The following is a 20,869-nucleotide window of genomic DNA, read 5'->3' as shown; positions in this document are numbered from 1 at the left end:
TACCGCTTTAAACGAAAGTAGCTTTCCCTCTTGTTTTCCTGCCATAAAGACTCCGTTATCATGCACCTTATGCAGTCATGAACATCAAGGTAGGTTACTCTGTATATGCCCATATTTTACCCAGGTATAGGTTGGCAAGGCACACTTTAACCCACCTTTAAATGTAGGATTTCATGATATTCGATGAGACAACGTGAAACTTAATGATAACCAAAAAATCACTAACTCATTAAAAATTAAGAAAATGGACATCATAAACCAATGAGTACAATAGAAAACTTAGACTCCCACACCCCCATGATGCATTGGTGTTTTATTATTGATTAACATAGATATTTATTGAAATTTAATTAAAACCTACAATTCAACCTATAGTATATGCAAACAGTGCATACGAGATGCCCATAGTTTTCGGGATCTTTATTCATGGCGCATCGCCAGATACTTACGAGCCCTATAAGAACCCCCTGACCTGCCCCAAATGTTGCGACGTTCGTCGCGCCAGATGGTTGGCATACCCGTACATGCAAAGGTTGTCTGAGCACGAAGGCTTAAGAAGTCATAGAAAAAAACAGTCATAAACCGTTCAAACTGAGGACGCATGTCTCAAATCATCATGAATGAGAACGCGCTATGTAGATGGCACTGAATGCATTAAATGATTCAGAAATAGGTAGACTCCACCTCCACTGGATCTTTCAGTACAGAACCAGCATCTGTTCCCAAGAGTAACAGACATATCGTCCGAAGACGCCACCTCTCAGGCTTCGATGGCATTGGCACGTGATCACCCGAAGGCGCTTCTCTCAGATCACTCGGTACACACTGGTACTGAAGCATTGGCAGTTGTCCCATGAACAACGGTGTTACACAGGGATAGTAGATCAACGTTTATTATGAGATCAAAAATTACCTTACATTAACGGTAGTCCTTTTCGCTGACTGACAATTGCTGATAATATGACTAAAAAATGAGATAGGGATGAGCCCATAAATGGAAAATAAAGCAGACCACGCTCTTTCATTGATGATAAAGTTTTGCCTGTTTGAAGAAGATTGTTTTCCTGTTCTGAAGAACCATTTTGGCAATGACTGCTATAATAGTGCATTGAGCAATTATCAATCAAACTACAAAAGATACGTTCACCGGTATGTCGCCTTATCACATATTTATCACTCTTTAATAAACTGCTCATCGCTTTTTGATATGAACGTGAGATTGTATCTCAGGAAACAAATCACCGTCAGAGAAGAACAACTGGACAGATTTTCCAGAGCGATGCACGAAAGTTTTGTTCAACAGCTTTTCATTCAATATGCCAAACTTGCTGAAGCATTAATCGATGATATCCCTGACGATGGCAAGGACCCGGCTTCACACCACGACAAATATCGTGATTTAATTACCAGAAATAATCTTGAAGAAGTTTACTCACCGTTATTACGACTACTGAAAAAAATAAAAGACAGCAGCATTCAAACTTTACGCAATAAAATATTTGCTCACCCTTTTAAAGATACCAGGAAAGTTATTGCATTTTCATCACACATTGCCGTTGAAGAAATATACAAGACATTGAGGGTTCTTTGTGACGAAGACAAAAAAGACCAGTATGACAAAGAAGAAAGAAAAGTTCTTTTCTTTACAAACAGTCATATTATAAAAGGGGAGAAATCCAGAAAACACCTGTATATCATCTATGAATTTATGAAAGAGCTCAGAATGAATGCCTTTCTCAATATCGACCCATACATCAATCTGGAGCGTCAGGAAGCCATTGATATGATAAAAACATCACTGCTGATAAACACGCCGCTCATTGTACAACAAAAACAAAATACACTAAAACTCCAGTGAAATTCATTCAATATGATGCCGATGGTATCAACCCATCGGCATCACTATAACCAGTTGATGGAGATGGCACTCCACAATGGCTATCAGACCTTCTGCAAGGCGCCATTCTTTTTAATATAAACAGTGATATCCGGAAATTTTGATTTTACCTCTGTCAAATCAAAACGCTGATACCCCTGATCATCTGATATATGTTCATGAATGTTATCCAGACAGAATGCTGGCATCATAACCGGAATAGTTTTAATACCCATTTCATGTGCAATGAGGGATCTGTTTCGCCCCTGGTAAAACTGAACGGTGTGTTTCGCCAGACTTGATATCTGGGGAAAGTCAAATCGCGCCCCCGCCTGGTATCTGCCCCTCCATTCACTCTGTTTCACTAAACACTTATCCGGAACAGGCTCGCCTATTGCGTTTGACGCATGCTCCGCTAACCATGCCGTGTCCACAAACGCAATCACTGCTGTACCTTTAATAATTGTGGGCTGCATATCTCCCAGCAAGCCAATATCGATAAAGCAGTCATCCTTTCTCACGCACGTATATTCGAATGAACATTTGTACTTCACAACAGACTCCTCATATATTTCTGTAACCCCCGGCACAACCGGGCCAGTCAATTAACTTACCGCCCAGACCTGAATTCACGGCTCCCCGAAAACAGTACGACAGATTTAGCCCCTCTTGAGAGAGCCACATAAAGATTGCTGGCACTCATGCTGCCGGCATCCAGTATCAGGGCATGATCACACTCCAGCCCTTTCAGAAGGAGTGTCGAGCCAATAGATCTGTGAGTAATTCGTCTGTCTCCCTGGTACCTTCGCTGCTCCCGAACCACCGAGGCAGCCTCATAAATACTCATCTCAGGGGAACTGACAGACAAACTTAGCGCATCCTTCAGGGCCTGACAGGCTCCGGAGCGGAAAACACGTGTTCCCTCTTTTTCCTCCAGATGCTGTAGTGCAGAGCGAGTATTATGCCGGGAAGGCTCTCTGACAAGCGTAACCAGCGCATTTTCAAGCAAGGAGGCAGCGGTGCGATTTCTGCCCGCCAAAATGCGACTGACGCGACGTAACGTCAGGTTTACTTCCACATTCGTCATCATTTCAGTCGCAATACGCAGTATTCTATCCAGCATACCGGAGCCAGTATCTTCGCTATCCAGCCCCTGCGCCATTCTCATCACATCACTCAGATCGACGGGTTCAACCACATCAATTCCATTTATGCGCTGCGCAAACTGGTGTCTGGACGTGACTCTGCGGGAATCACCCAGCACCAGAAGTGAGTCATCAGGATATTGCCGCAACAGCGCGTAATATTCCTGTTGCTGGCGTACAAGGTTTGCATTCTGATCGCGCGTCAGTGAATGGAAACGGACAAAATCAGGACAGGACGCCAGGTCAATACTCTCATCGTTGAGCAGTTTTTCCCTTACATCCAGAATCCATTCACCCAGCGCAGGAGCATTCACATTATTCCAGCGCCATGGGGTATCTAAGGTTGTCAGAACCGGGAAGCTCACCTGAACCGTATCTCTCCAGTGAGGCATCGGGCCACTGAAGCTGAATATACACTGCATGGGATCGCCAAACACGACGGTGGGCAGAAGATGAGATAAGGCAACGGTCATCTCATGTTGCAGAACATTACAGTCCTGGTATTCATCGACCAGCAGACGTGAGTAGGAAGCTCTGACGGCTTCATTGATATTACCCCCCCGGAGCAGCGCAAGCACTGATCGCCGAAGCGAGGGGTAGAACTGGTTAGGCACTTCCGGCCCAACATCCACAGGACACAGGCCTGGAAAACTGCCTGCAATTCTTAGCGCCCACCCGTCAATGGTTGTCACAACATAGTTCTGTGAGGGGACAGAGAAGCGTTTAAGCCGTTTCTTCAGCGCGGTAACCCCGGCAGTGGTGTGTGTTAGCACAAGATAAGGCTTATGCTGGGCAACACTGAGCACTTCGGTTATCAGATGTGTTTTCCCACATCCGGCCGGGGCAACAACCAGACCTCTGCGGGCACCCAGCACGGCCTCAATGCTCATCCCTGATCTCCATGATTAGCCGCCCAGTTACGCAATCCCCTTATCTTGGCACGGAACGCCTCATCGAATAAGCGGATATGGGGTGCGATAATGTTTTCAGCAAGGATCTCAGCTTTTCCAATGGATTTAAACCAGCCATATTTACCTGCGGCTTTCGCCACCGGAATTCTCATTCCATCTTCAGGTGCATGGGTACAGTTCTCAAAACCATAAGCATTCTGAGAATAGTTCTTAATATTTTGGTCAACTCTTTCTTCACCATTAAGCTCAGCGGCAAGCATAACAATATCGCGTATCATTTCGACCGGACACCATCTCAGGAGAGCTCCTTCTGTTGAAAGTTCCTCCCCCCACTCGAAAACAGTGACTCCACTACGGCGGCAGGCTTCAGTCTGCTGCCTGTGCGCCTCTTCCGTAATATCAGAATCTTTAAGTAACGCGGTTCTGTAACCCAACTGAGCAAATACGCGGGCCCGCTTAAAATAATTGTCACCCCCACTGCCATCTACGGCAAAAACCCCCCGTTCCTGAAATCCAGGGTGTCTGTTACGCTGCCAGATGAGATCAATTCCACGAATGAACCCGACCTCTGTACTCCCTTCCCCCACGATGACCGCTTTACTGAAAAAGGCTTCTGCGCAGGCACGTAGCGTGGCCTGTTCCTGATCGTCGCCAGTTAACGTCAGAAATGCATGTGATGGGGCCGGAAAACCGGCGTCAGATTTACGCATAACGCAAAGTTGTGTTGCCTTCAGCTCACGAAGCACGTAGGGAGAGTGCGTGGTAATAAAGACTTGTGACAGAGGCTCAGCGTCACGGGACCCTAATTTATGCAGGAGCCGACTGATCCTGTATGGCTCAAGCCCATATTCAGCTTCATCAACCAGTATTATCCCGGGGTTACCCACCGCTTTTTGCAGGCCGGCAACAAGCAGCCGGGATGATCCGGTCCCCAGCATTCGTAATGGCGTGCTGTCACTGTTATGCAGGCTGATGGCGCTATTGGACAGTGAAACACCATTCACATCGAGAAGCGCCTTTAATTCACCGAGTGGAACACCGAGCTCATTCGCTATGGTCTGCACCTCACCCAGAATGCCCTCAAGCTGCGGCATCTCCTGTGCAGCAAAGTTTTGCCGGGTCTGACGAGAGAGTTCGGCCAGGGTTGAGCTGACATTGAAGGTCTCTTCAGAAAGTTTATGAAGCACCGAGCGGTTACCCCAGGCCAGATGATGATGGGCAACGGTTCCTAGGAGTGTAGGATGAAGGCATTCTCTGTGCTTCCACTGAAGTCTTTTCTCTATCCCCTCTTCCGCCGCCCGTTCAGAAAACAGAAACCAGTCAGGTTCAAGATCTTCGTTGACCATCAGCTTCAGCGTAATGACCATCTCATCATTTTGCTCAGGCTCGTCATGAATTTCGCGAGTGTTTAGATCAAACCCGCGAAGAAACCGGCCATAATGCTCCAGATTGAGTATGCCATCATCAAGCTTGCCGAGAGTGGCGCTGATAGAGATGGGATCACCGGTGTTCATCAGATGGAAATCAGCATCGCTAAATGAACAGGAACGTCTGGCCCCCAGCACCAGGTCAATAGCATCAAGAAATGTGGATTTCCCAGAATCCCCCGGGCCGATAAGACAATTAAAGCCCGGGCCGGGATACCACTCTGCCTGTCTTATTGACCTGAAATTTTCGATACTGATATGCCGGATCACTGCCATCTACTTTCTCCCTGCGCAGAAATGCTCGCGCTTTATAATCTCACATGGAAAATATCATGGCATAAGATGAGGGACATTTTTATGATACAAGTGGTTATCCGGGAAAAATGGGCAAAGGAGAATTTTTCGTTTGCCGCTAAGCGCTTAATGGAACGAGAGCCTTATTGTACTTTATGCTTTGGGGCCACGTTGGCTTCCCCACATCAGCTCACGTATTTCAATCTGTTCCGGGGTTATAGGGGAGGCTTTAGGTATTTTGCCCTGTCGTTCATCCCGCAACTGCTTTACCCATCGCGTCATGGTAGAAAGACCCACATCCATAGCACTGGCCGCAGCTGCAACGGCGTAGTTCTGATCAAGGACCAGTTGAGCGGATTCGCGTTTAAACTCTGCGCTGAAATTTCTTTGTTTCATTGAGGCACCTGTAATGTTCTGAGGTGAGCATATCACCTCTGTTCAGGTGGCCAAATTCAATAAACCACTACAAATGGCCCTTTAATGCTTTTTCTCTATCAAAAGATATGGATGGGACCAGTCAGTTACCTCTTCATAAGAAACAAACCCATCGTGTTCCAGTGCACAAACCCCATTATGGCTGGCAACATAAACGTATACAGCCTGACTTTCCAGACCCTGTAATATGTGCGACAACAGCTTTCGGCGCATCACATCTGACTTCCTGCGTTTACGCGCTGCCACATCTTTGTAGGTAATGTTGAAAGATTGCCCTACCGCGTTAGTAACGCATTTACCATAACGGTTGGTCAATGCTGTGCCTTCGTAATGATCCAGTAGTAAAGCCAAATCCCGCCTCAAGGGTTTAAGAAAGTGCTTCCAGCGTTTCAGTACTCGCTTTGCTTCTACCTTACCTAACTCATGGTTCAATAAGCGTCTGGTACTGGATTTTAGCGATAGCGTAACGAACCCGGCGTTGAATACGCTAGAAAACCTGAATTGTTTCACCAGTTCTTCAGCAATACGCAATACCCGGCAGATATATTGAGTTTCCAGCACCTCCAGCGACTTGGCCGAAATGCCAATACTCAACAGCTCATGTCGCAGTATCTCAAGCTGGCATCCCTTGATGTCATAGTTCACACCACGTGCCAGACACGCCCACTTCATTTTAGACGGTAGAGTCTGGAAGCCTGTACCAACCTCAAAGGATCTCCCGCCGATGCACGCTGTTTTATACGACTGCCTGTAAGAAACCGTTAGCGGTGATTCCTTCACCAAATCCACACCTGTTTCAGCCAGTCGCGACAGGAAGTTGAAAATGAATATTTTGTTCTTCTTCGTGGAATTCTCGTTATAGTAATCCAGCAATGCATCCAGATTGATTTCAAGCGGCTCAAGGTTGTCCCAAACTCTTACAACCAGTTCCCTGAAGGCTACGTTAGGGATATCGCGTTTAGACTGCTGATGTTTAGCATTCTGCCCTCGGTCGATCGCAACGCCGATCAATTCATCAAATGAGTAGCTTTTACGTTTGGTGAAAATGTCAGTCAGATAATGGTAGCGATCCTTACGGCTAAGGTATGCCTCGCGGTCGTTGCCAAACAACTTACGCAGAACACGTTGAGAAACCGCATATTCCCGGCATGAGCGTTGAGCATTTGAATACCCGGTTAGTTTAATGATTCCCGCGCTTGCCAGTGCCTCCATTGCACGTTCATAGGCTGGCCCACTTTTCTTAAATACACCGGGAAGTTTCTCTCGGCCTAATTCAAATGGTACTGGCACAGAATAAGACCATTTTTTACTCGCCTTAATCTTTGCTTTTTTCTTGTTTTTACGACTACAGGTCGACACACAAATAACATGCTGAAGAAATACTGCTATATTACGATAAAATGGACGCCGAAGACTTGGCACACCATTATAAGGAATACTGAAAACGACCGACTTGAAATAGGCCAGCGTTGAATCTGTCACAAGGATATTGTTATGCGTAATGTATGGTTCCATAATCCACCTGTATATAGAGATCAAAGCACCATGCCCTGACCCCATTTATTTACAACTGAATTACGCAAATCATATGTGAACCCAACAAGGTTCAGATGCTGGATAATGATCATAATATTGGAGGCTGGAGCCTCATGATAGCTGATACTGGATAATGGCTATAGTATGTAATGACATATATACAACAATATAGAGATAGAGTGTATACAGAGTATAATAGATACATCTATATACCTTGTAGACGTAAATAGCGATTAAATATCAGCTTGGTCAGAATGGGATTAGCGGATACGTAAAACGTTACCGGTTATTAAGCGGTGCAACTTCCTCCCAGTGATATTCAATAGCGGTTGTAGACACATGTTATTCTCTGGTTTTATTCTTTTGAAACCTCGAATTTGCTCAAAACCGCCGCTCCTTGCAACTGTCAGAATAAGGGGAAACTATCGCCGATTTCCCCCTACCATTGTACGAGATGCGAATCGGACACTAAACAGCAGCGGTAGTTCGCCGGTCTACCACGCCAAAATCCGGCAACGTTGGGCGGTTTAAAACCGTCATCTTTCAGGTCTCTGATTTAACATGTCCTCCATTTTCATGCTTTGAAGCAAACGGCATCCCTGCCCTACCACCATTACCCATGTGTCAGTCGCAACTGAAGCCACTTCTGGCGATGTTTAAACTGCCAGTATTGCGGTTGCGCGAGAATCCCAAGTTTTTCCACCACAAGCGGTAACATAGCCCATACAGCCTCTGAATCGAACAATTCTACACGGTAGCGCTCCATGAGTTTATCAACGCGCTTATTAGCAGCTTTTTTCGCTGAGCTGACCTGCTTACCATTCAGGGTTGCTGACGGCTGGTAATCCGCTCTGGCAACCGGATAAGGAACATACTCACGTAGCAGGCGAGAAAAATCAGGTTCAAGCTCAGAATCTACCAGCACGTTACGGTCATAAAATGCAAGTTTAGATACCAGATTCTCCATGTTTAGCATGTTGTTCAGCATGAGCTTTTTCTTGCCGGGTGATAAACGAAGTTCCAGTCGCAAAAAACGCCGGAACTGTTGCTCATCAAGCAGAAGGACAGCTTGTTCATACCTTCTTTCAGTTGCCAGACCCGGAACATCGGCCTTTTCATATATTGACGCGACGATAGTCGTAGACCCCAGCCGTAACCCTTCCTGCTCTCCATGCAAATCGTTAAAGTCGCCGCTCCTTGCACCAACCAGCCTGATTAAATAGTCGTGGAGCTTCATTCCCACCACGTCCAGCGCGTAATGGATAGTTGTTATCCAGGCATTACGTAATCCCCGATATAGATACTTGCCGATGCGTCCCTTCCGCCCCAGCCACACAAACAAATCCGTTATCTGTTTCGCAGAATAGTGCTGGGGACTAAGTTCCATTCGCTGAAATCCACGCTGACTACTGGTTGGGTCAAAATGGATTGCCAGTAATATGGGGTGTTTGCGCGATTTAGCTTTCAGTCGGATCTCGACTACATGACGATAGTGCCCGCCACACTCATACTTACCAGCTGGTCGAACTTTGATCAGGTAGCGCCCACCTGAAGCGAGGCCAAACAAACGCTGTCTGAGTATCTGATTTTCTTCCCGGACATGCATGTCCGTTACCCATGCTATTTTGTCTATACTTCCATGCGTAGACTGGCCTGCACCATTAACTCCAAGTGAGGTTTTGTCACGTAAGGATGTCACTCGTTCACGATTAAATTGTTGCGTCATATTCTGTTCCGATAGCGCATAGCAGCAACAGTGATCCCCTCTTTCATATGCAGGTATCATCACTGTTACTGGTTATATGGTTGTATGTCAGGGGTTGGATAAGGCTTACAGATCACTGCGTATTGCTAATCCCACGCGACTGAATCCAGTTTTGAATTTCATTTGATCCCCAGCCCACAGCCCGACCGCTATCACCAGTCAGTTTCTTAGATTTTGGAAAGTCTCCTTTAGCTATAAGTCGGTACAACGTCGCGGACGAGATCCCGGTCAGGTGAAGAACTTCTTTTTTGCGGAGAATACGGTTGGTGTTCATGCTTGTGCTCCTTTGAGCTGTTTCAGGAGCGCTGCTATTTACAACCACGCAAACCGCCTCTTTTCACGAAAATTAGACCGTTTATCGTGATAATCACGGCAAAAGATTAGATTTTGTGCATTGGCAATCGTGATTATCACGCGTAAAATTCGTCCACCGTGATAATCACGGAAATGATGGGAGTACCTAGCCCGTAGGTTGATTGTTCGATGCAAGGAAATGTACTCATGCCAAATGGCGATACGATTTTGCAGCCACTAATGCAGCAGAAGGCAGAAAGGGAAAGAAGCCTCAACAGGGCGAGACAACAAAAAAGAAAGGGGTTAGTTGCAGCGAGGTTTGGAAAGATCGTACCCATCCATATGCAGGAAGAGACCAAAGCCCGGCTGGAGATGATCGCTGAAAAAACAGCTATAAGTCGTAAGGAACAAAATGCAGCTGAGAAACGAAGTGCTGTGATAGCGGAACTGGTTAACCAGTACTACATAGATAATATCTTGTCTCGCAAGCATAAAAACTCAGAACTTGTATACAACGTTTATAACCAAATATGGCAAGCGAACTTTGACGGCAAACCCACTGACATGATAGCCAGGGAGCTTAATAATGCTGGTATAGATATACCGTATTTTGACAACCAAAGCGGTAAAATTGTTGTTGAGTCAGGAAAGTGGAAAAAAGTCGATATAGATACATTTTCTGACTCAGCTCTCGTTATAAAAATGATTGAGTCAAACGAGAAAAAGGTCAAAAAAAAAGCTAAGTAGGTTCAATATTTTCAGGCTCAATCACCAACAGACACCATCATGTTTACCAGCATCTAATCCGCTTGCTGGCACTGATTTTCATGCTCTCGCCACGACAGTCATAGCGCGTCGTCGTGGATATGTCGCTGTGGCCTGCCAATTGGCGTACGGTGTTGATATCCACACCCTGCTCCAGTAAGCGGGTAATGAAGGTCCGCCGCATGTCATGCGGGGTAAACCGCGCTATGCCTGATGCTTGCTGTAACTGTTCCAGAATCCCCGTTAACCCGGTCGTTGTCAGCGGCTGGCTGGCGACCTTACCGTTGCGCTGAATACGGCTGAACAGTGCGTTGTCAGTCTCGTCTGCGCTGACCTTTAGCCATGCGCGTATAGCCTTATCCACCACATCCGCCACGTGAATTTCGCGGTATTTGCGCCCCTTCCCTTGCCTGACGGTCAGGATACCGCTGTCGTAGTCCCGGCGCTCAAGTTTAACCAGTTCCCCGGCCCGTAGGCCCGCTCCACAAAGCATCAGCACAATAGCGGCATCACGGTAGCGCCGTACCGGTTGCGGATGCTGTTTTGCAGCCTGAATCAGTGCCCGGATTTCCTGCCTGCCCAGCGCCCTTCCCTTGCGCTGGACATCGCCGCTCACGCGCTTAACTGACCGGATACGCGCCAGCATTTCGGCATCCATGCAATTGAGGTTAAAGGCCGTCTGCGCCACACCCCGGAGTGCTGACAGCGCCATGTTGACTGATGACACGGCGTAACCGTCATCCAGCAGTGCCGCACGTACTTTAGCGACGGCGGCGTAGTTAAGTTGTTCCCATGGATAACCTGCTGCATCCACACCGCATTTAAGTATGCCAGCGCTGCGGTTTAACAGGCTGATGATGCCCCGCCGTCCCGAGGGGGCCAGACCGCCAATATACGCATCGAACACGGTGGTTTGTACCATAGGCACGACCTGACGCAACGCAACCCGGCTCATGCGCCTAACCCGCAATAACGTACATTAAACCAGGTAACTTTCAGCATCACACCAGCCCCCGTTCAGCCATCGACACCGTTTCAGCTCTTGCCACGATAAAGTGATCAAGCAACCGCACATCCAGCATTTCTAGCAGCTCCTGAAGCTTTTTGGTCAACCGGATATCGCAACGGCTGGGTTCAGGCTCACCGCTGGGGTGGTTGTGGACAAGAATGATTGCGGCAGCGTTATGTTTCAGTACAAGCTTTATAACTTCGCGAGGATGAACGCTGACCGAGTTTAACGTCCCCCTGAAGAGGATTTCGCGGTGCAGCAGCTGATTCTGATTATCGAGCAGGATGATGCCAAACTCTTCATGTTCAAGCGGTGCCAGCTCAACCATTACGCACCGTCGAACATCATCAGGGGAACAGAGCTGAACGCCACGCTGGTAGTACCGGCTGATAATGTCACGCGCCTGGTCAAGGATACGGGTTTCACGCTGGGTAAACATGGTCATGTCAGAACTCCCGTTCAATAAAGTAAATGGCACTGGGAAACAGCTGGCGGCGGGTTACACCAGTACGCAGGGAGAAGGCTTTACGGGGCATGGTGGTTCGCCCGTTGCTGTCGAAGAAGCAGAGCGTTTCCTCATCCATTTTGACCAGAAGAGACCAGTGAAACTGGTCGCTGAGCATAATCAGGCGGGAGTGGTCAGTGACGTCTAGAAACCGCTGCATTTCCCTAAAAAGCCGCCCATCTGTTAATCCCCGCTTCCCGGCAAAGGGTCTGGTGATTTGAACCGGGTACTGGTGGCTGTAATACCCTTTCTGCAACACCTGCGCTATCAGCCAGTCCAGGCGGTCCTCTTCAATCCCTTCAGTCAGCCATTCATGCAAAGGCCAGCGCTGCTGATAAACCTGAATAAGCCGATTCATTAACGGGCGTCGTTTCACCCTGCCGTCATACAGCCAGCTCAGCATGTTAACCACGCAATAAGCACCGCAAAGACAGTCCAGTTCGCCCTGTTGAGACGCACGTATCCCTCTGCTATCAATCACAGATAATTCTCCATAAAGTAGTGATGATTAGTGTGGTGGGATTAGCTTTCCCAGAGAACAGTGATGGTGTAGACGTTCATGGCGTGATACTGAATAAAGTTGGATTGCCAGAGTTCAAACAGCTCCTTTCCGACGTGAACAGGCAGGTCACCCACATGAGCAAGAAAGACATATTGCTGACTCCAGCTGATATCAATTTCCTTTTCCAGTTCAGGGTATACCGTCCCCATATAACTGAAGTCGGTAATGTAATCGAAATACCATTCATCATTGCGTGAAATAATCCGTATTTCGACGGGATGGTAACCGCCCTTTTCAGCGCTGTAACTCAGGTCTTTAAATAACAGACTGACGGCTGTAATTTTGGCTTTATGCGGCGGTGGATTTCCCGCTTCATTTATTATGATATTTATCAATTCCTGATCGACGGGCATAGCCAGCCCTTCCTGATGGATAACACTCATCGTTTTCATTCCGAAAAATATGCATTTGGATTGATGATACAAACCAATAATTGACCATTGCCCATACTGACTGTTTAGACGATAGACGTCCTCCCATCAGAATGGGATAATAAAATGAAATGCTAAGTTGGCAATTAGTTTGTATCAGCCACTGGACAATATGACACTATCCAGCAATGTTATTTTACCAGGGCTATGCTTTTAAAGCAAATAGTTTCACTCAGGAACTAATTTGGTTGTTATTTTATAAACTCATCTAAAAACATAATTAAGCTTTTTCTCTTAGTATTATCGAGCTTATTCCAGACTTGCTCGAGACGTTGTTTTAATTCAACGTCAAGCCCAGTGGCATAGTTAATCGGGATATCAGAAACATTTAAATCCTCCATACAATCAATAAAGAACCAGCTGATTGGAGTTTTTAAAGCAACGGCAATTTTGACTAAATGAGCAATATTGATCTTATTCGTTCCGCGTTCATAGCGGGAAAGTTGTTGTTGAGAGATATCGATAGTCTCTGCAAGATCGGCAGCAGTTAGCCCTGCTTCTTTACGTCTGGCCTGAATACGCTGTCCTACCAGCTTATCAGCTGAATCTGCCATCAGTTTAACCATCATTTTATCTCCAGAACGTCCATAAGAGGAATTCTGGGGCTTTTTTACTCTTGCATGAACATCACTAATGGACATAAAATTGATATTTACGTCTTTTATAGACAAAAACAACTACAGCCGATCAACCAGGCTGGATTGAAAGCCCCATCTGTTGAGCAGCAGAGCAAAGGTGGACAAAAAGGAGAACATTGTGGCAACCACCATTACTGAGATAACGGATTGCTTTGAGTACTTTTTCAGCTCTCTTTACCGGCGAGAATTTGTCAAAACACTGCGTCTGAATGAATGTAGCGAGCGGGAATTACTGCCTTTGGTACGTTGCTATTTGCTGGGTTGGTTTGCAGATAATGTCTCACCGGAAGTAAAAAGCAAACTGCCAGGAACTGTATCCGGGCACGGTTACATTGATTTTGTCATTGATGATGTAGCCGTTGAGTTTGCAGTACGTAAACCAACTGCGGCACGTTCCAATGTCTCCGCAACCGTCAACAGTACAGAAGTAAAGAAATTGATGAAGCACGAGGGCAAAGCCTTGCTTGTGCTGTTTGACTTCTCTGACACGCCCTACTCAGAAGAACAGATTGAGTCCTTCCGTAACTGGCCCACTCTTGGTCGAGGGAATCACCGCAAGTCCGCATTCAACGTCGTTTATTTCTTTGTGGAAAAACGCAGACCGTTGGCACTTAGGAAAATCACCAAAAACATCCGTATTACTTAACAGGGATTTAAATAATGAACAGAAAACTGTTGGTCTTATTAATGGTAGCCATAGCACTTCCAGCTGCGGCAGCGCAGTACGTAAAACCCGGAGCGGTTCTATCCCTGCATCCTGGAAAGGGCAATGCTGAATTCAACATTAATGCCTCAAAAGGAGATGGCTTGGGCGTATGCAATGTGGATGGTACGGCACAGCAAATAGCTGCTGGAGAAAGCCAGAAACGTCGCTGGGTCTGGAATGACAATGCCAGCCAGTGTGTTGCAGTAATTAGTGAACTGAAAAACGGTAAGGCCAGCGTTATGACTCGTGGTTGCGAAGGTTACTGCGGAGCCCCCGCAACAGGTGCAATGGATGGTCTGTTTAATAAGAAATAAAAGTATAGTTAATTAACGAAGGAACTATAGATGAAAAGAACAATGCTTCTGGTATTAATAGCAGCTGGTTTGCTGGCTGGTTGCGGCGAGAAAACCCAAAAATGTAGTAGTGACGATGCAAAAAATCTTGTCGTAGATATTGCCAGAAAGACAATCGAGAAAGGTATGACGCTGGATAAGGATGTGCGTATTTCTGTAGAAAATGTCAGAACAATTAGCTATGAATCAGGTCTGGATGTTTATCACTGCGCGGCTGATTTAACGTTCACAAAACCTGACCTGCAAAATTCCCTACCAATCACCTATCGGATTCAGAAAACTGATGAAGGTAAAGGTCAGTTCTATATAAACGTATCAGGCTTATAATCAAAAGACTTGTATAACCTGCTCGCACCATTATTTAATATGGCGCGGGCTTTAAAATTTTCTATAGAAATTGGAATATCAAATTATTCAAGCAATGTATGAAATTTCGATTTATCTCATCATGGAAACTGGAGCGCTTCTGCATCACAGCAAGCGGTCAAGAGCACACCGATTGACCATTAGTAATTCAAAGCTTGCCAAGTTCCTCCTCCAGCCGTGCGGCCTCGGGTACACCGAGCGCGACAAGTGATGCGACGAAGTTGTCGATGGCAGGCCGCAGCGGCGCGCTGTTACTGAAACTACAAGGGCTACGTCCCAGTATAGCCTCCATCACCAAGCACCATCGGCGGCCCACGCCGTAGTCAATCCATAGTTGTTGGAAATCAGGATAGACCTCAAGCCATACACTTACAGCCCCGACGAGCATATTCAGTTGTTCAGCCCGGGGCGCAACCTCAAGTAAGTTGAGTAACAACAATGCGACGAACGGTGACGGCCCTTTGCTGACTAATTTATCCAGAATAGGTAAAAACGGACCAATTCGATCCATTCCCTTCTCAAGTAGATAGCATTTCGATCCCTTCCCAAACATTTGGTCGTTGAAGAACAACACTGCGATTGCCGGGCCAAGGTGCATTTCGATTGACAAGTCCCTGCTCCGGTTGAGACGCCCCCATCCACGCGTGGTGAGCATATGGTCAACAAGTACTTTGCGAACATCTATGGCAATCTGCGTCGGAATACTATTGCCACCAAAGTAAACCACATCGAAGCTGCGCAAAAAATCGACGAGTACGTCGTAGAAATTCTGGTCTGGAAGAGTAATTATGTGCTGTACGACTAACTCAATGACTTCAGACGACGATAGCCCGACAACGCAACGCGCAGCCAAATCAAAGAATGTATTGTTCCATTCAGATGGAGGCTGATCCGTTTCATCTCCGTCGTCTAGGTTTGCTCCATTTGCGACGGTCGTCCACGGCATGTAGGATTTCACGACTTCGCTGAGCCAGGACAGCGCAGCATCCTCGGAGACAATATTCACTTGGCGTAGCCAGAGTGCCGCACTCTGATGATCTGCATGCACTTTTGGTGAGGTAATTGACACTTCTGGCTGCTTTGATGCAGCCATGCTAACTTCTCGCAAGCGTAGTCGCCTTCCCGGCCGTGCGGGCTCTTCTGGAAAAACTGGCCACAATGGCTCCGTCCCATCGCTGTTTAGCCATGAGATCTCGGCGGCAACGGCTGCCCGTGCTCGTTCGTGGCTGCGCGCTTTACGAGCTTCTACTTCTTCCTCCGACGCATCCCAAACCCGCTCCTCAACAACACAAGCGCTGAATGCACATCGGAGAATAGATCTCGGAAGACGACTATCGACGGCCGCGAGGACTGCGACGGACGTCCCTAAGCCGTGCGCGGCAGCGTGATTTCCCCTAGCAGCTACCTCAAGAAGTGACCGCACATCTTCTGTTGTTGATCGATGTCGCAAGGCGTGAATCAATCCAGCATAGGCGATTGCAGTCGGATTGAAGCGAAGGCCCCCTCGCATCTGACGCACAGGATGGTCGTCAAGCGCCACAAGCGTCTTGCCCAGTTGCGACCGAGCCCATTCTCCATGTTCAGCATACAAGGCATCATTACCATCCCGCATCACGATCATGGCGGCCGCCACAAACGCTTCCTCTTGCATCCAACGCTCGTCGTCATCGGCGTCGAATTCAATGTCTGTCGTAGCCATCGCCAAACGTCGTGCCCAAGCCACTGCCACTGTTCGACCTTCCGGCAGTAACTGAGATGGATCGTCGATCGCGAGTGTCAACACAGAGCATGTGGCGAAACCTAACTCTCGTTCGGTTGCGGCATCGCGCAAAGCCTGTAGATGGGTTTGCTCTGCCGGAGGTGATACGTACTCGCGCGCGGTGGTGGATGATCCGTCCCTGAGCGTCACTTTAACTTCTTGCCAATTTGCGGCATCTGATAGATTCAGCGCATACCGAACCATAAATTCCGGACTTCTCAGATTAGAGCTCGCGACGGGTTCGCCTAAACGAGCCGCCTCGCTCACCAGCAGCGTCCTCAGCGCGGTACGTTGATCCAAAGATGCTTGGAACGTGAAGGAACCGATCAGTTCGTCAAGAGAAGTCCGTCTGGATGAGCGACGCTGAAGATCAGCCGCAATCATATTACCTTTCGACTCGCTACGCGAAGTGTTGGGACCGAAGAATTCGGGTATTTCGACTCTATCATGCACCTGACGCATGCGATCTAAGCACAGCAGTTCGGGACAGCCGAGAAAGGCCGTGGCTATCCTAAGCGATTTAGGCCAATGCGAGATGATAAGATCAACTCCCACCAATAAGTACGCAGCGCATGAGCCTGGCGGACCAAGAACATCTGTTAGTACATCTTCAAATGCTTCACCTGCATCTACGCGGCGATGAGCCCACGCTTCAAGTGCCATAAGTGAGGATGTAACGGCGTAGAAATTACTGTTGCGTGACCAGAAGTAAGTCTGACTCCACGGGAACGTGCGCACACCCTTCGGCAAGACCAGCTTGAATCCATTTATCCCAGAATCGGCTCCTTGGCTCTCAAGTGCGACTGCATGTGTAACCAAGCGATGGATCAGGGCCAGGCCGTTCTTGGGTGAGTTAATCAATAAATCGAGAAATGGGCCTTGGGCCGGGGATACCGGAAGGAACACGTGATCGAAATAGGTAAACGCCTCTTCGCGTTCCGTGCCGAAGTGGCGCTTGCGTCGCCGGGGCCCCGAGATCAACGCCTGTGCGGTTAAATTGGCCAGTTCAGCTGGGGCTGCTTGTGCCAACGTGCCGCGCATCTTCAAGATACTGCGCACAATATATTCGTTGTGTTCGCTACTTCCCACTGCTGTCAGGTATTCGGCAGCCAATTCCGGTGTTGTACGTGCAAAAATGATGAACGCATCGCGAAGGTCAGATTTCAGGGACTGAGTACCATTCCGATCAAGGTGCCCCCTGAACAGAGGCTCTTCACCCGGCAAAAGCATCTCGTTTCTTGGCTCTAACAGCCGTAGCCAACCGTATATCTGTCGTGTTGTAAGGGCCGTGATATCGGTAATCCCAAGTGTACCAATGGAAAATGCTGTGTATAGCTGGACGATGTCGGGAATAGCTTCAATGGGAGCTCTTTCCGCAGTCTCCAACAGCCAGGTAATCAACGCTATCCATGCTGGACCACGTGGGATATTGACTGATGGGGGTATCAGTGCTGGGTCCACTCCCGCAGCAGCAAAGACTTTTGCAGCCGGAAGTACATCGACAGCCATGACGATTCGGATGAGTTCCCGCAACAATGCGGCCCTATTGGCAAGAAGCTCAGGTGATGCACGACTGAGAAGTGTTTCCGCAGCCTCTGACCGAGCTAATGCAAGCAACGCAGCTCGGCGCCAAGACCGATGCACTCCCACTTGGCTTAAACGCTCAACAATCGCGAGCCACTTCACACCATCAACCGCCCGCTCGACCGCCATACGAGCTGCCAACTCAATTCCACGAGCAAACATCGCAGTTGCCGGCCGATCTAGTTGTAAACAGTCAATAAGCCTTGGGTCAGAGTGAATGGCATTCGCGATCGCCCACTCTCGCAGTACATCATGGCGAAATGCGACGAGGTCGGTGCTTAGATTTCGCAGCGTGCCACTGGACACTAAGGCATCGATCGGGATAGCACTGTGACATTTTATATCGAGAAAGTCGGCACCAGACAAAATCTGAAAAGCCAAGTCCTGCAGTAGCCGAGAGCGATCACGCCAACCGGCATCACGTGTACCATCCGCATTAATCCACCATTGCTCGGCCATATCTACTTCGGTACGGGGCATCGGCTCAGATGCGGTCTGGCTTGCTAGACGTGAGAGGCGAAATAAGTTCCTCGCGACCTGACGTGCGGGATGACCTTCGGTGAGAAGGGGCGCAAGAGAAGGATCAATCGCTTTTAGCTGTTCGACCTCTGCCTTACTCAGCTCATCGATAATGATTGGTTCAGTTAGTCCCAAACGCGCTAGTGCATCGTTTGGTAGCCAATTGGGCTCATCGAGCCCAGACTCAAGCCGCGCTGTCGCTACAATGACCAAGCCTGGAACGATAGATGCTTCGCTGACAATATCTACAACGGTGAGCCTCTCTTCTGCATTGAAAAAATCGAGGTTATCGATATATATCGTGGCTCCACCGTCGTTTGCAAGCTCGGCAAGTAACTCACGTAGCGTACCGTCGAAGCCTAGCTGTGCACGCCATGCCACCCACCCACGGGGAACGCATCGCCCTGGGCTGAGTACAATGACCGGCCCCTCAGTTTGCATGGCTTCGGCCATCTGCCGTAGGATCCCTGATTTTCCGACCCCTGCATCTCCACGGATCTCTACATAGCGCCCAAGCCCCAGTGCTGCATGTATAGCGGCAACACGCTCCTGCCTAGCAAGGACTGCTTTACCAACTCGATTACGAATATCAGCAAGAGCCAAACGTGAAGACTCAGTCAATGCAGCACGGGCCGCCATGTGGCGTCGCTCACCTAAGAACCGATAGCCAAATTGTGCAAGTGTCACTAGTGCCGTGTCGCGGGTTTTGTCTCCACCGCTTTTTGCCACATCGATTGAAAGTTCAATAAGACTGCCCCAAAAGGCCCCAACACGCGATCCGTCATCAGCATGGAGGATACGAAGGGCCCGTTCCAGTGCCAAGTCATGCGATGCAGAGCCGGGTGCCGTAAAATCGAAGGTCAAAATTTGGATCCGACGCAGCAAAAACCAAACAGTTTCATTGTCGTCAGGCGAACCTTCATCAAGTAAATGGGTTTTGAACGTCTTGACGAATGAGCGCATATCGTCGTTCGCTACACCAGCCAGATCAATTTGTGCGGCGAACGTAGTTGCGTCGCTAATTTGGCGGGCTAGTGTGAGTACGTCTTGATATGCTCCATCTATCTTGCGAGACCCTTTAGTCGTCGCGATCGCTAACTCGTATCGCTGGGTTGAAAAATCAGGTCGTTGAGAAGCTTTGACGATTTGGCCCACGACTTTACGAAAGACCGGATCGGAAGCGGCGAAGGTGATAGACCGCTTAACCTGAACTTCGAGAACAGCCACTTTCCCGGAAATGTTGTCATGCCCGTGAATGATCACGTCATCAAGCGGATACCCCGCGTTGGCCTGTTGCAAGGCTACTCGATCTATTGACGCACCGGGAAGGCCACGTGCAGGGGCACCAGCGAGCATGGCTAGCATGTACGACGCCGCAACTTGGGCCTCAAAATGAGTACCTGCAGGCCCACTGGCAAGCGTGCTTGTCCCTGGGCTTTTATCCTCAGGTAACGTGTGCTGTTCTCTCATGCTTCTTCCTTTCGAAGCTGTCGCCCATTGTTTATCTTGCGCTGACCCAGCCTTTAACTATTGGCATACCTATCGACATTATATTTTTTTACCCAATCGATGTGCACTAAATTCTCTTCCAAACAAAGATTCAAACATCCTTAATGATCTTGCTAACCAGCTCTCCAAATCTTGGCTCTTGTAATATCGAAAATGGTCTCGTGCTCAAGGAGCACCGATAGCGATAGACACTCGTATACACGACCATATAGCAATCTTACTAGCTGAACCTTGGCATTCCATGCCACGGAATCCGGAAATCTAAGATCGGCTTAAACATTTCCACGATCGTGATAAAGTTCGATAAGCATGCCCCGTTTTCTTGAGCTGGCGACCATTGCTACGCTAGCTGCTATACGCAGGATGTGGAGTGCCCATGAGCTTGTAGGCAAATCAGCCCTAGAGTTGGACTGACCCCGCCCCGGTAGACGATCCTGCCCTATAGTTGGAGTCCACCCACGTGGTCTTCGTCATGTTTAG

Annotated in this window: 17 protein-coding genes and 1 pseudogene; 5 read left to right on the top strand and 13 right to left on the bottom strand. The window is 48.1% G+C overall.

Going from position 1 to position 20,869, the window contains the following annotated elements:
• The first annotated feature begins 994 nt into the window (after window positions 1-994).
• Window positions 995-1,858, top strand: coding sequence for a hypothetical protein (locus GFC06_RS09530; RefSeq protein ID WP_153690090.1), 864 nt, complete (start codon window positions 995-997; stop codon window positions 1,856-1,858).
• Window positions 1,859-1,941: 83 nt separating this feature from the next.
• Here GFC06_RS09530 and GFC06_RS09525 read toward each other — a convergent pair whose 3' ends face one another.
• The 7 genes and pseudogenes from GFC06_RS09525 to GFC06_RS09495 form a co-directional block, all read right to left on the bottom strand.
• Entirely contained in the window at window positions 1,942-2,430 is a 489-nt protein-coding gene (locus tag GFC06_RS09525; protein ID WP_153690089.1) for a hypothetical protein, read from the bottom strand.
• A gap of 56 nt (window positions 2,431-2,486) precedes the next feature.
• A complete protein-coding gene (locus GFC06_RS09520; RefSeq protein ID WP_148374045.1) occupies window positions 2,487-3,911 on the bottom strand; it encodes a UvrD-helicase domain-containing protein in 1,425 nt (474 codons plus the stop codon).
• Window positions 3,908-5,635 carry an ATP-dependent nuclease gene (locus GFC06_RS09515; RefSeq protein ID WP_153690088.1) on the bottom strand — a complete coding sequence of 576 codons (1,728 nt, stop codon included), beginning with the start codon at window positions 5,633-5,635 and terminating at the stop codon, window positions 3,908-3,910. Before GFC06_RS09515 ends, GFC06_RS09520 begins: the two co-directional genes overlap by 4 nt.
• 204 nt (window positions 5,636-5,839) lie before the next feature.
• Window positions 5,840-6,049, bottom strand: a pseudogene (locus GFC06_RS09510) (transposase); the annotation flags it as partial.
• Window positions 6,050-6,130: 81 nt separating this feature from the next.
• Window positions 6,131-7,603 (bottom strand): hypothetical protein, encoded by a 1,473-nt coding sequence (locus GFC06_RS09505; RefSeq protein ID WP_153690087.1) that lies wholly within the window; start codon window positions 7,601-7,603, stop codon window positions 6,131-6,133.
• Between the two features lie 634 nt (window positions 7,604-8,237).
• A complete protein-coding gene (locus GFC06_RS09500; RefSeq protein ID WP_080183478.1) occupies window positions 8,238-9,350 on the bottom strand; it encodes a hypothetical protein in 1,113 nt (370 codons plus the stop codon).
• A 112-nt stretch (window positions 9,351-9,462) separates the two neighbouring features.
• Entirely contained in the window at window positions 9,463-9,663 is a 201-nt protein-coding gene (locus GFC06_RS09495) for a helix-turn-helix transcriptional regulator (RefSeq protein ID WP_053390065.1), read from the bottom strand.
• 227 nt (window positions 9,664-9,890) lie between these two features.
• Between GFC06_RS09495 and GFC06_RS09490 the strand changes: the two genes are divergently transcribed.
• On the top strand, window positions 9,891-10,430 hold the full coding sequence (locus tag GFC06_RS09490) for a hypothetical protein (protein ID WP_153690086.1): 540 nt from the start codon (window positions 9,891-9,893) through the stop codon (window positions 10,428-10,430).
• Window positions 10,431-10,473: 43 nt separating this feature from the next.
• Here the strand turns inward: GFC06_RS09490 and GFC06_RS09485 are convergent, their stop codons facing one another.
• The 5 genes from GFC06_RS09485 to GFC06_RS09465 all read right to left on the bottom strand — a co-directional run bounded on the left by GFC06_RS09485 (window position 10,474) and on the right by GFC06_RS09465 (window position 13,521).
• Window positions 10,474-11,403 (bottom strand): tyrosine-type recombinase/integrase, encoded by a 930-nt coding sequence (locus GFC06_RS09485; protein WP_153690085.1) that lies wholly within the window; start codon window positions 11,401-11,403, stop codon window positions 10,474-10,476.
• Window positions 11,404-11,449: 46 nt separating this feature from the next.
• A complete protein-coding gene (radC, locus tag GFC06_RS09480; RefSeq protein WP_153690084.1) occupies window positions 11,450-11,902 on the bottom strand; it encodes a RadC family protein in 453 nt (150 codons plus the stop codon).
• Window position 11,903: 1 nt separating this feature from the next.
• Entirely contained in the window at window positions 11,904-12,365 is a 462-nt protein-coding gene (locus tag GFC06_RS09475) for a hypothetical protein (protein ID WP_049269397.1), read from the bottom strand.
• 119 nt (window positions 12,366-12,484) lie between these two features.
• On the bottom strand, window positions 12,485-12,877 hold the full coding sequence (locus GFC06_RS09470) for a DUF2787 family protein (protein ID WP_153690736.1): 393 nt from the start codon (window positions 12,875-12,877) through the stop codon (window positions 12,485-12,487).
• 269 nt (window positions 12,878-13,146) lie between these two features.
• Entirely contained in the window at window positions 13,147-13,521 is a 375-nt protein-coding gene (locus GFC06_RS09465; RefSeq protein ID WP_039695432.1) for a helix-turn-helix domain-containing protein, read from the bottom strand.
• A gap of 190 nt (window positions 13,522-13,711) precedes the next feature.
• Here GFC06_RS09465 and GFC06_RS09460 point away from each other — a divergent pair, with 190 nt between their 5' ends.
• The 3 genes from GFC06_RS09460 to GFC06_RS09450 are packed head-to-tail and all read left to right on the top strand — an operon-like array spanning window position 13,712 to window position 14,979.
• Window positions 13,712-14,239 (top strand): hypothetical protein, encoded by a 528-nt coding sequence (locus GFC06_RS09460; RefSeq protein ID WP_088883871.1) that lies wholly within the window; start codon window positions 13,712-13,714, stop codon window positions 14,237-14,239.
• A gap of 14 nt (window positions 14,240-14,253) precedes the next feature.
• Complete coding sequence (locus tag GFC06_RS09455) at window positions 14,254-14,613, top strand: acyl-CoA dehydrogenase (RefSeq protein WP_153690083.1); 360 nt, start codon at window positions 14,254-14,256, stop codon at window positions 14,611-14,613.
• 30 nt (window positions 14,614-14,643) lie between these two features.
• On the top strand, window positions 14,644-14,979 hold the full coding sequence (locus tag GFC06_RS09450) for a hypothetical protein (protein ID WP_153690082.1): 336 nt from the start codon (window positions 14,644-14,646) through the stop codon (window positions 14,977-14,979).
• A gap of 187 nt (window positions 14,980-15,166) precedes the next feature.
• On the opposite strand, the gene GFC06_RS09445 is transcribed toward GFC06_RS09450, so the two are convergent.
• Window positions 15,167-20,350, bottom strand: a complete 5,184-nt coding sequence (locus tag GFC06_RS09445) for an NACHT domain-containing protein (RefSeq protein WP_153690081.1) — start codon at window positions 20,348-20,350, stop codon at window positions 15,167-15,169.
• Window positions 20,351-20,869 lie beyond the last annotated feature (519 nt).

It is taken from the genome of Citrobacter braakii, assembly GCF_009648935.1.
GTDB lineage: Bacteria > Pseudomonadota > Gammaproteobacteria > Enterobacterales > Enterobacteriaceae > Citrobacter > Citrobacter braakii.
The sequence above is the reverse complement of the archived record's forward strand: the minus strand, read 5'-3'. Positions and strand labels throughout refer to the sequence as shown.

Bases quoted from the DNA above. Each gene is read 5' to 3' on its own strand.
- GFC06_RS09530 (WP_153690090.1), top strand. From the start codon at position 995: ATGGAAAATAAAGCAGACCACGCTCTTTCATTGATGATAAAGTTTTGC.
- GFC06_RS09520 (WP_148374045.1), bottom strand. From the start codon at position 3,911: ATGAGCATTGAGGCCGTGCTGGGTGCCCGCAGAGGTCTGGTTGTTGCC.
- GFC06_RS09515 (WP_153690088.1), bottom strand. From the start codon at position 5,635: ATGGCAGTGATCCGGCATATCAGTATCGAAAATTTCAGGTCAATAAGA.
- GFC06_RS09505 (WP_153690087.1), bottom strand. From the start codon at position 7,603: ATGGAACCATACATTACGCATAACAATATCCTTGTGACAGATTCAACG.
- GFC06_RS09500 (WP_080183478.1), bottom strand. From the start codon at position 9,350: ATGACGCAACAATTTAATCGTGAACGAGTGACATCCTTACGTGACAAA.
- GFC06_RS09495 (WP_053390065.1), bottom strand. From the start codon at position 9,663: ATGAACACCAACCGTATTCTCCGCAAAAAAGAAGTTCTTCACCTGACC.
- GFC06_RS09490 (WP_153690086.1), top strand. From the start codon at position 9,891: ATGCCAAATGGCGATACGATTTTGCAGCCACTAATGCAGCAGAAGGCA.
- GFC06_RS09485 (WP_153690085.1), bottom strand. From the start codon at position 11,403: ATGAGCCGGGTTGCGTTGCGTCAGGTCGTGCCTATGGTACAAACCACC.
- radC (WP_153690084.1), bottom strand. From the start codon at position 11,902: ATGACCATGTTTACCCAGCGTGAAACCCGTATCCTTGACCAGGCGCGT.
- GFC06_RS09475 (WP_049269397.1), bottom strand. From the start codon at position 12,365: ATGCTGAGCTGGCTGTATGACGGCAGGGTGAAACGACGCCCGTTAATG.
- GFC06_RS09470 (WP_153690736.1), bottom strand. From the start codon at position 12,877: ATGCCCGTCGATCAGGAATTGATAAATATCATAATAAATGAAGCGGGA.
- GFC06_RS09465 (WP_039695432.1), bottom strand. From the start codon at position 13,521: ATGGTTAAACTGATGGCAGATTCAGCTGATAAGCTGGTAGGACAGCGT.
- GFC06_RS09455 (WP_153690083.1), top strand. From the start codon at position 14,254: ATGAACAGAAAACTGTTGGTCTTATTAATGGTAGCCATAGCACTTCCA.
- GFC06_RS09450 (WP_153690082.1), top strand. From the start codon at position 14,644: ATGAAAAGAACAATGCTTCTGGTATTAATAGCAGCTGGTTTGCTGGCT.
- GFC06_RS09445 (WP_153690081.1), bottom strand. From the start codon at position 20,350: ATGAGAGAACAGCACACGTTACCTGAGGATAAAAGCCCAGGGACAAGC.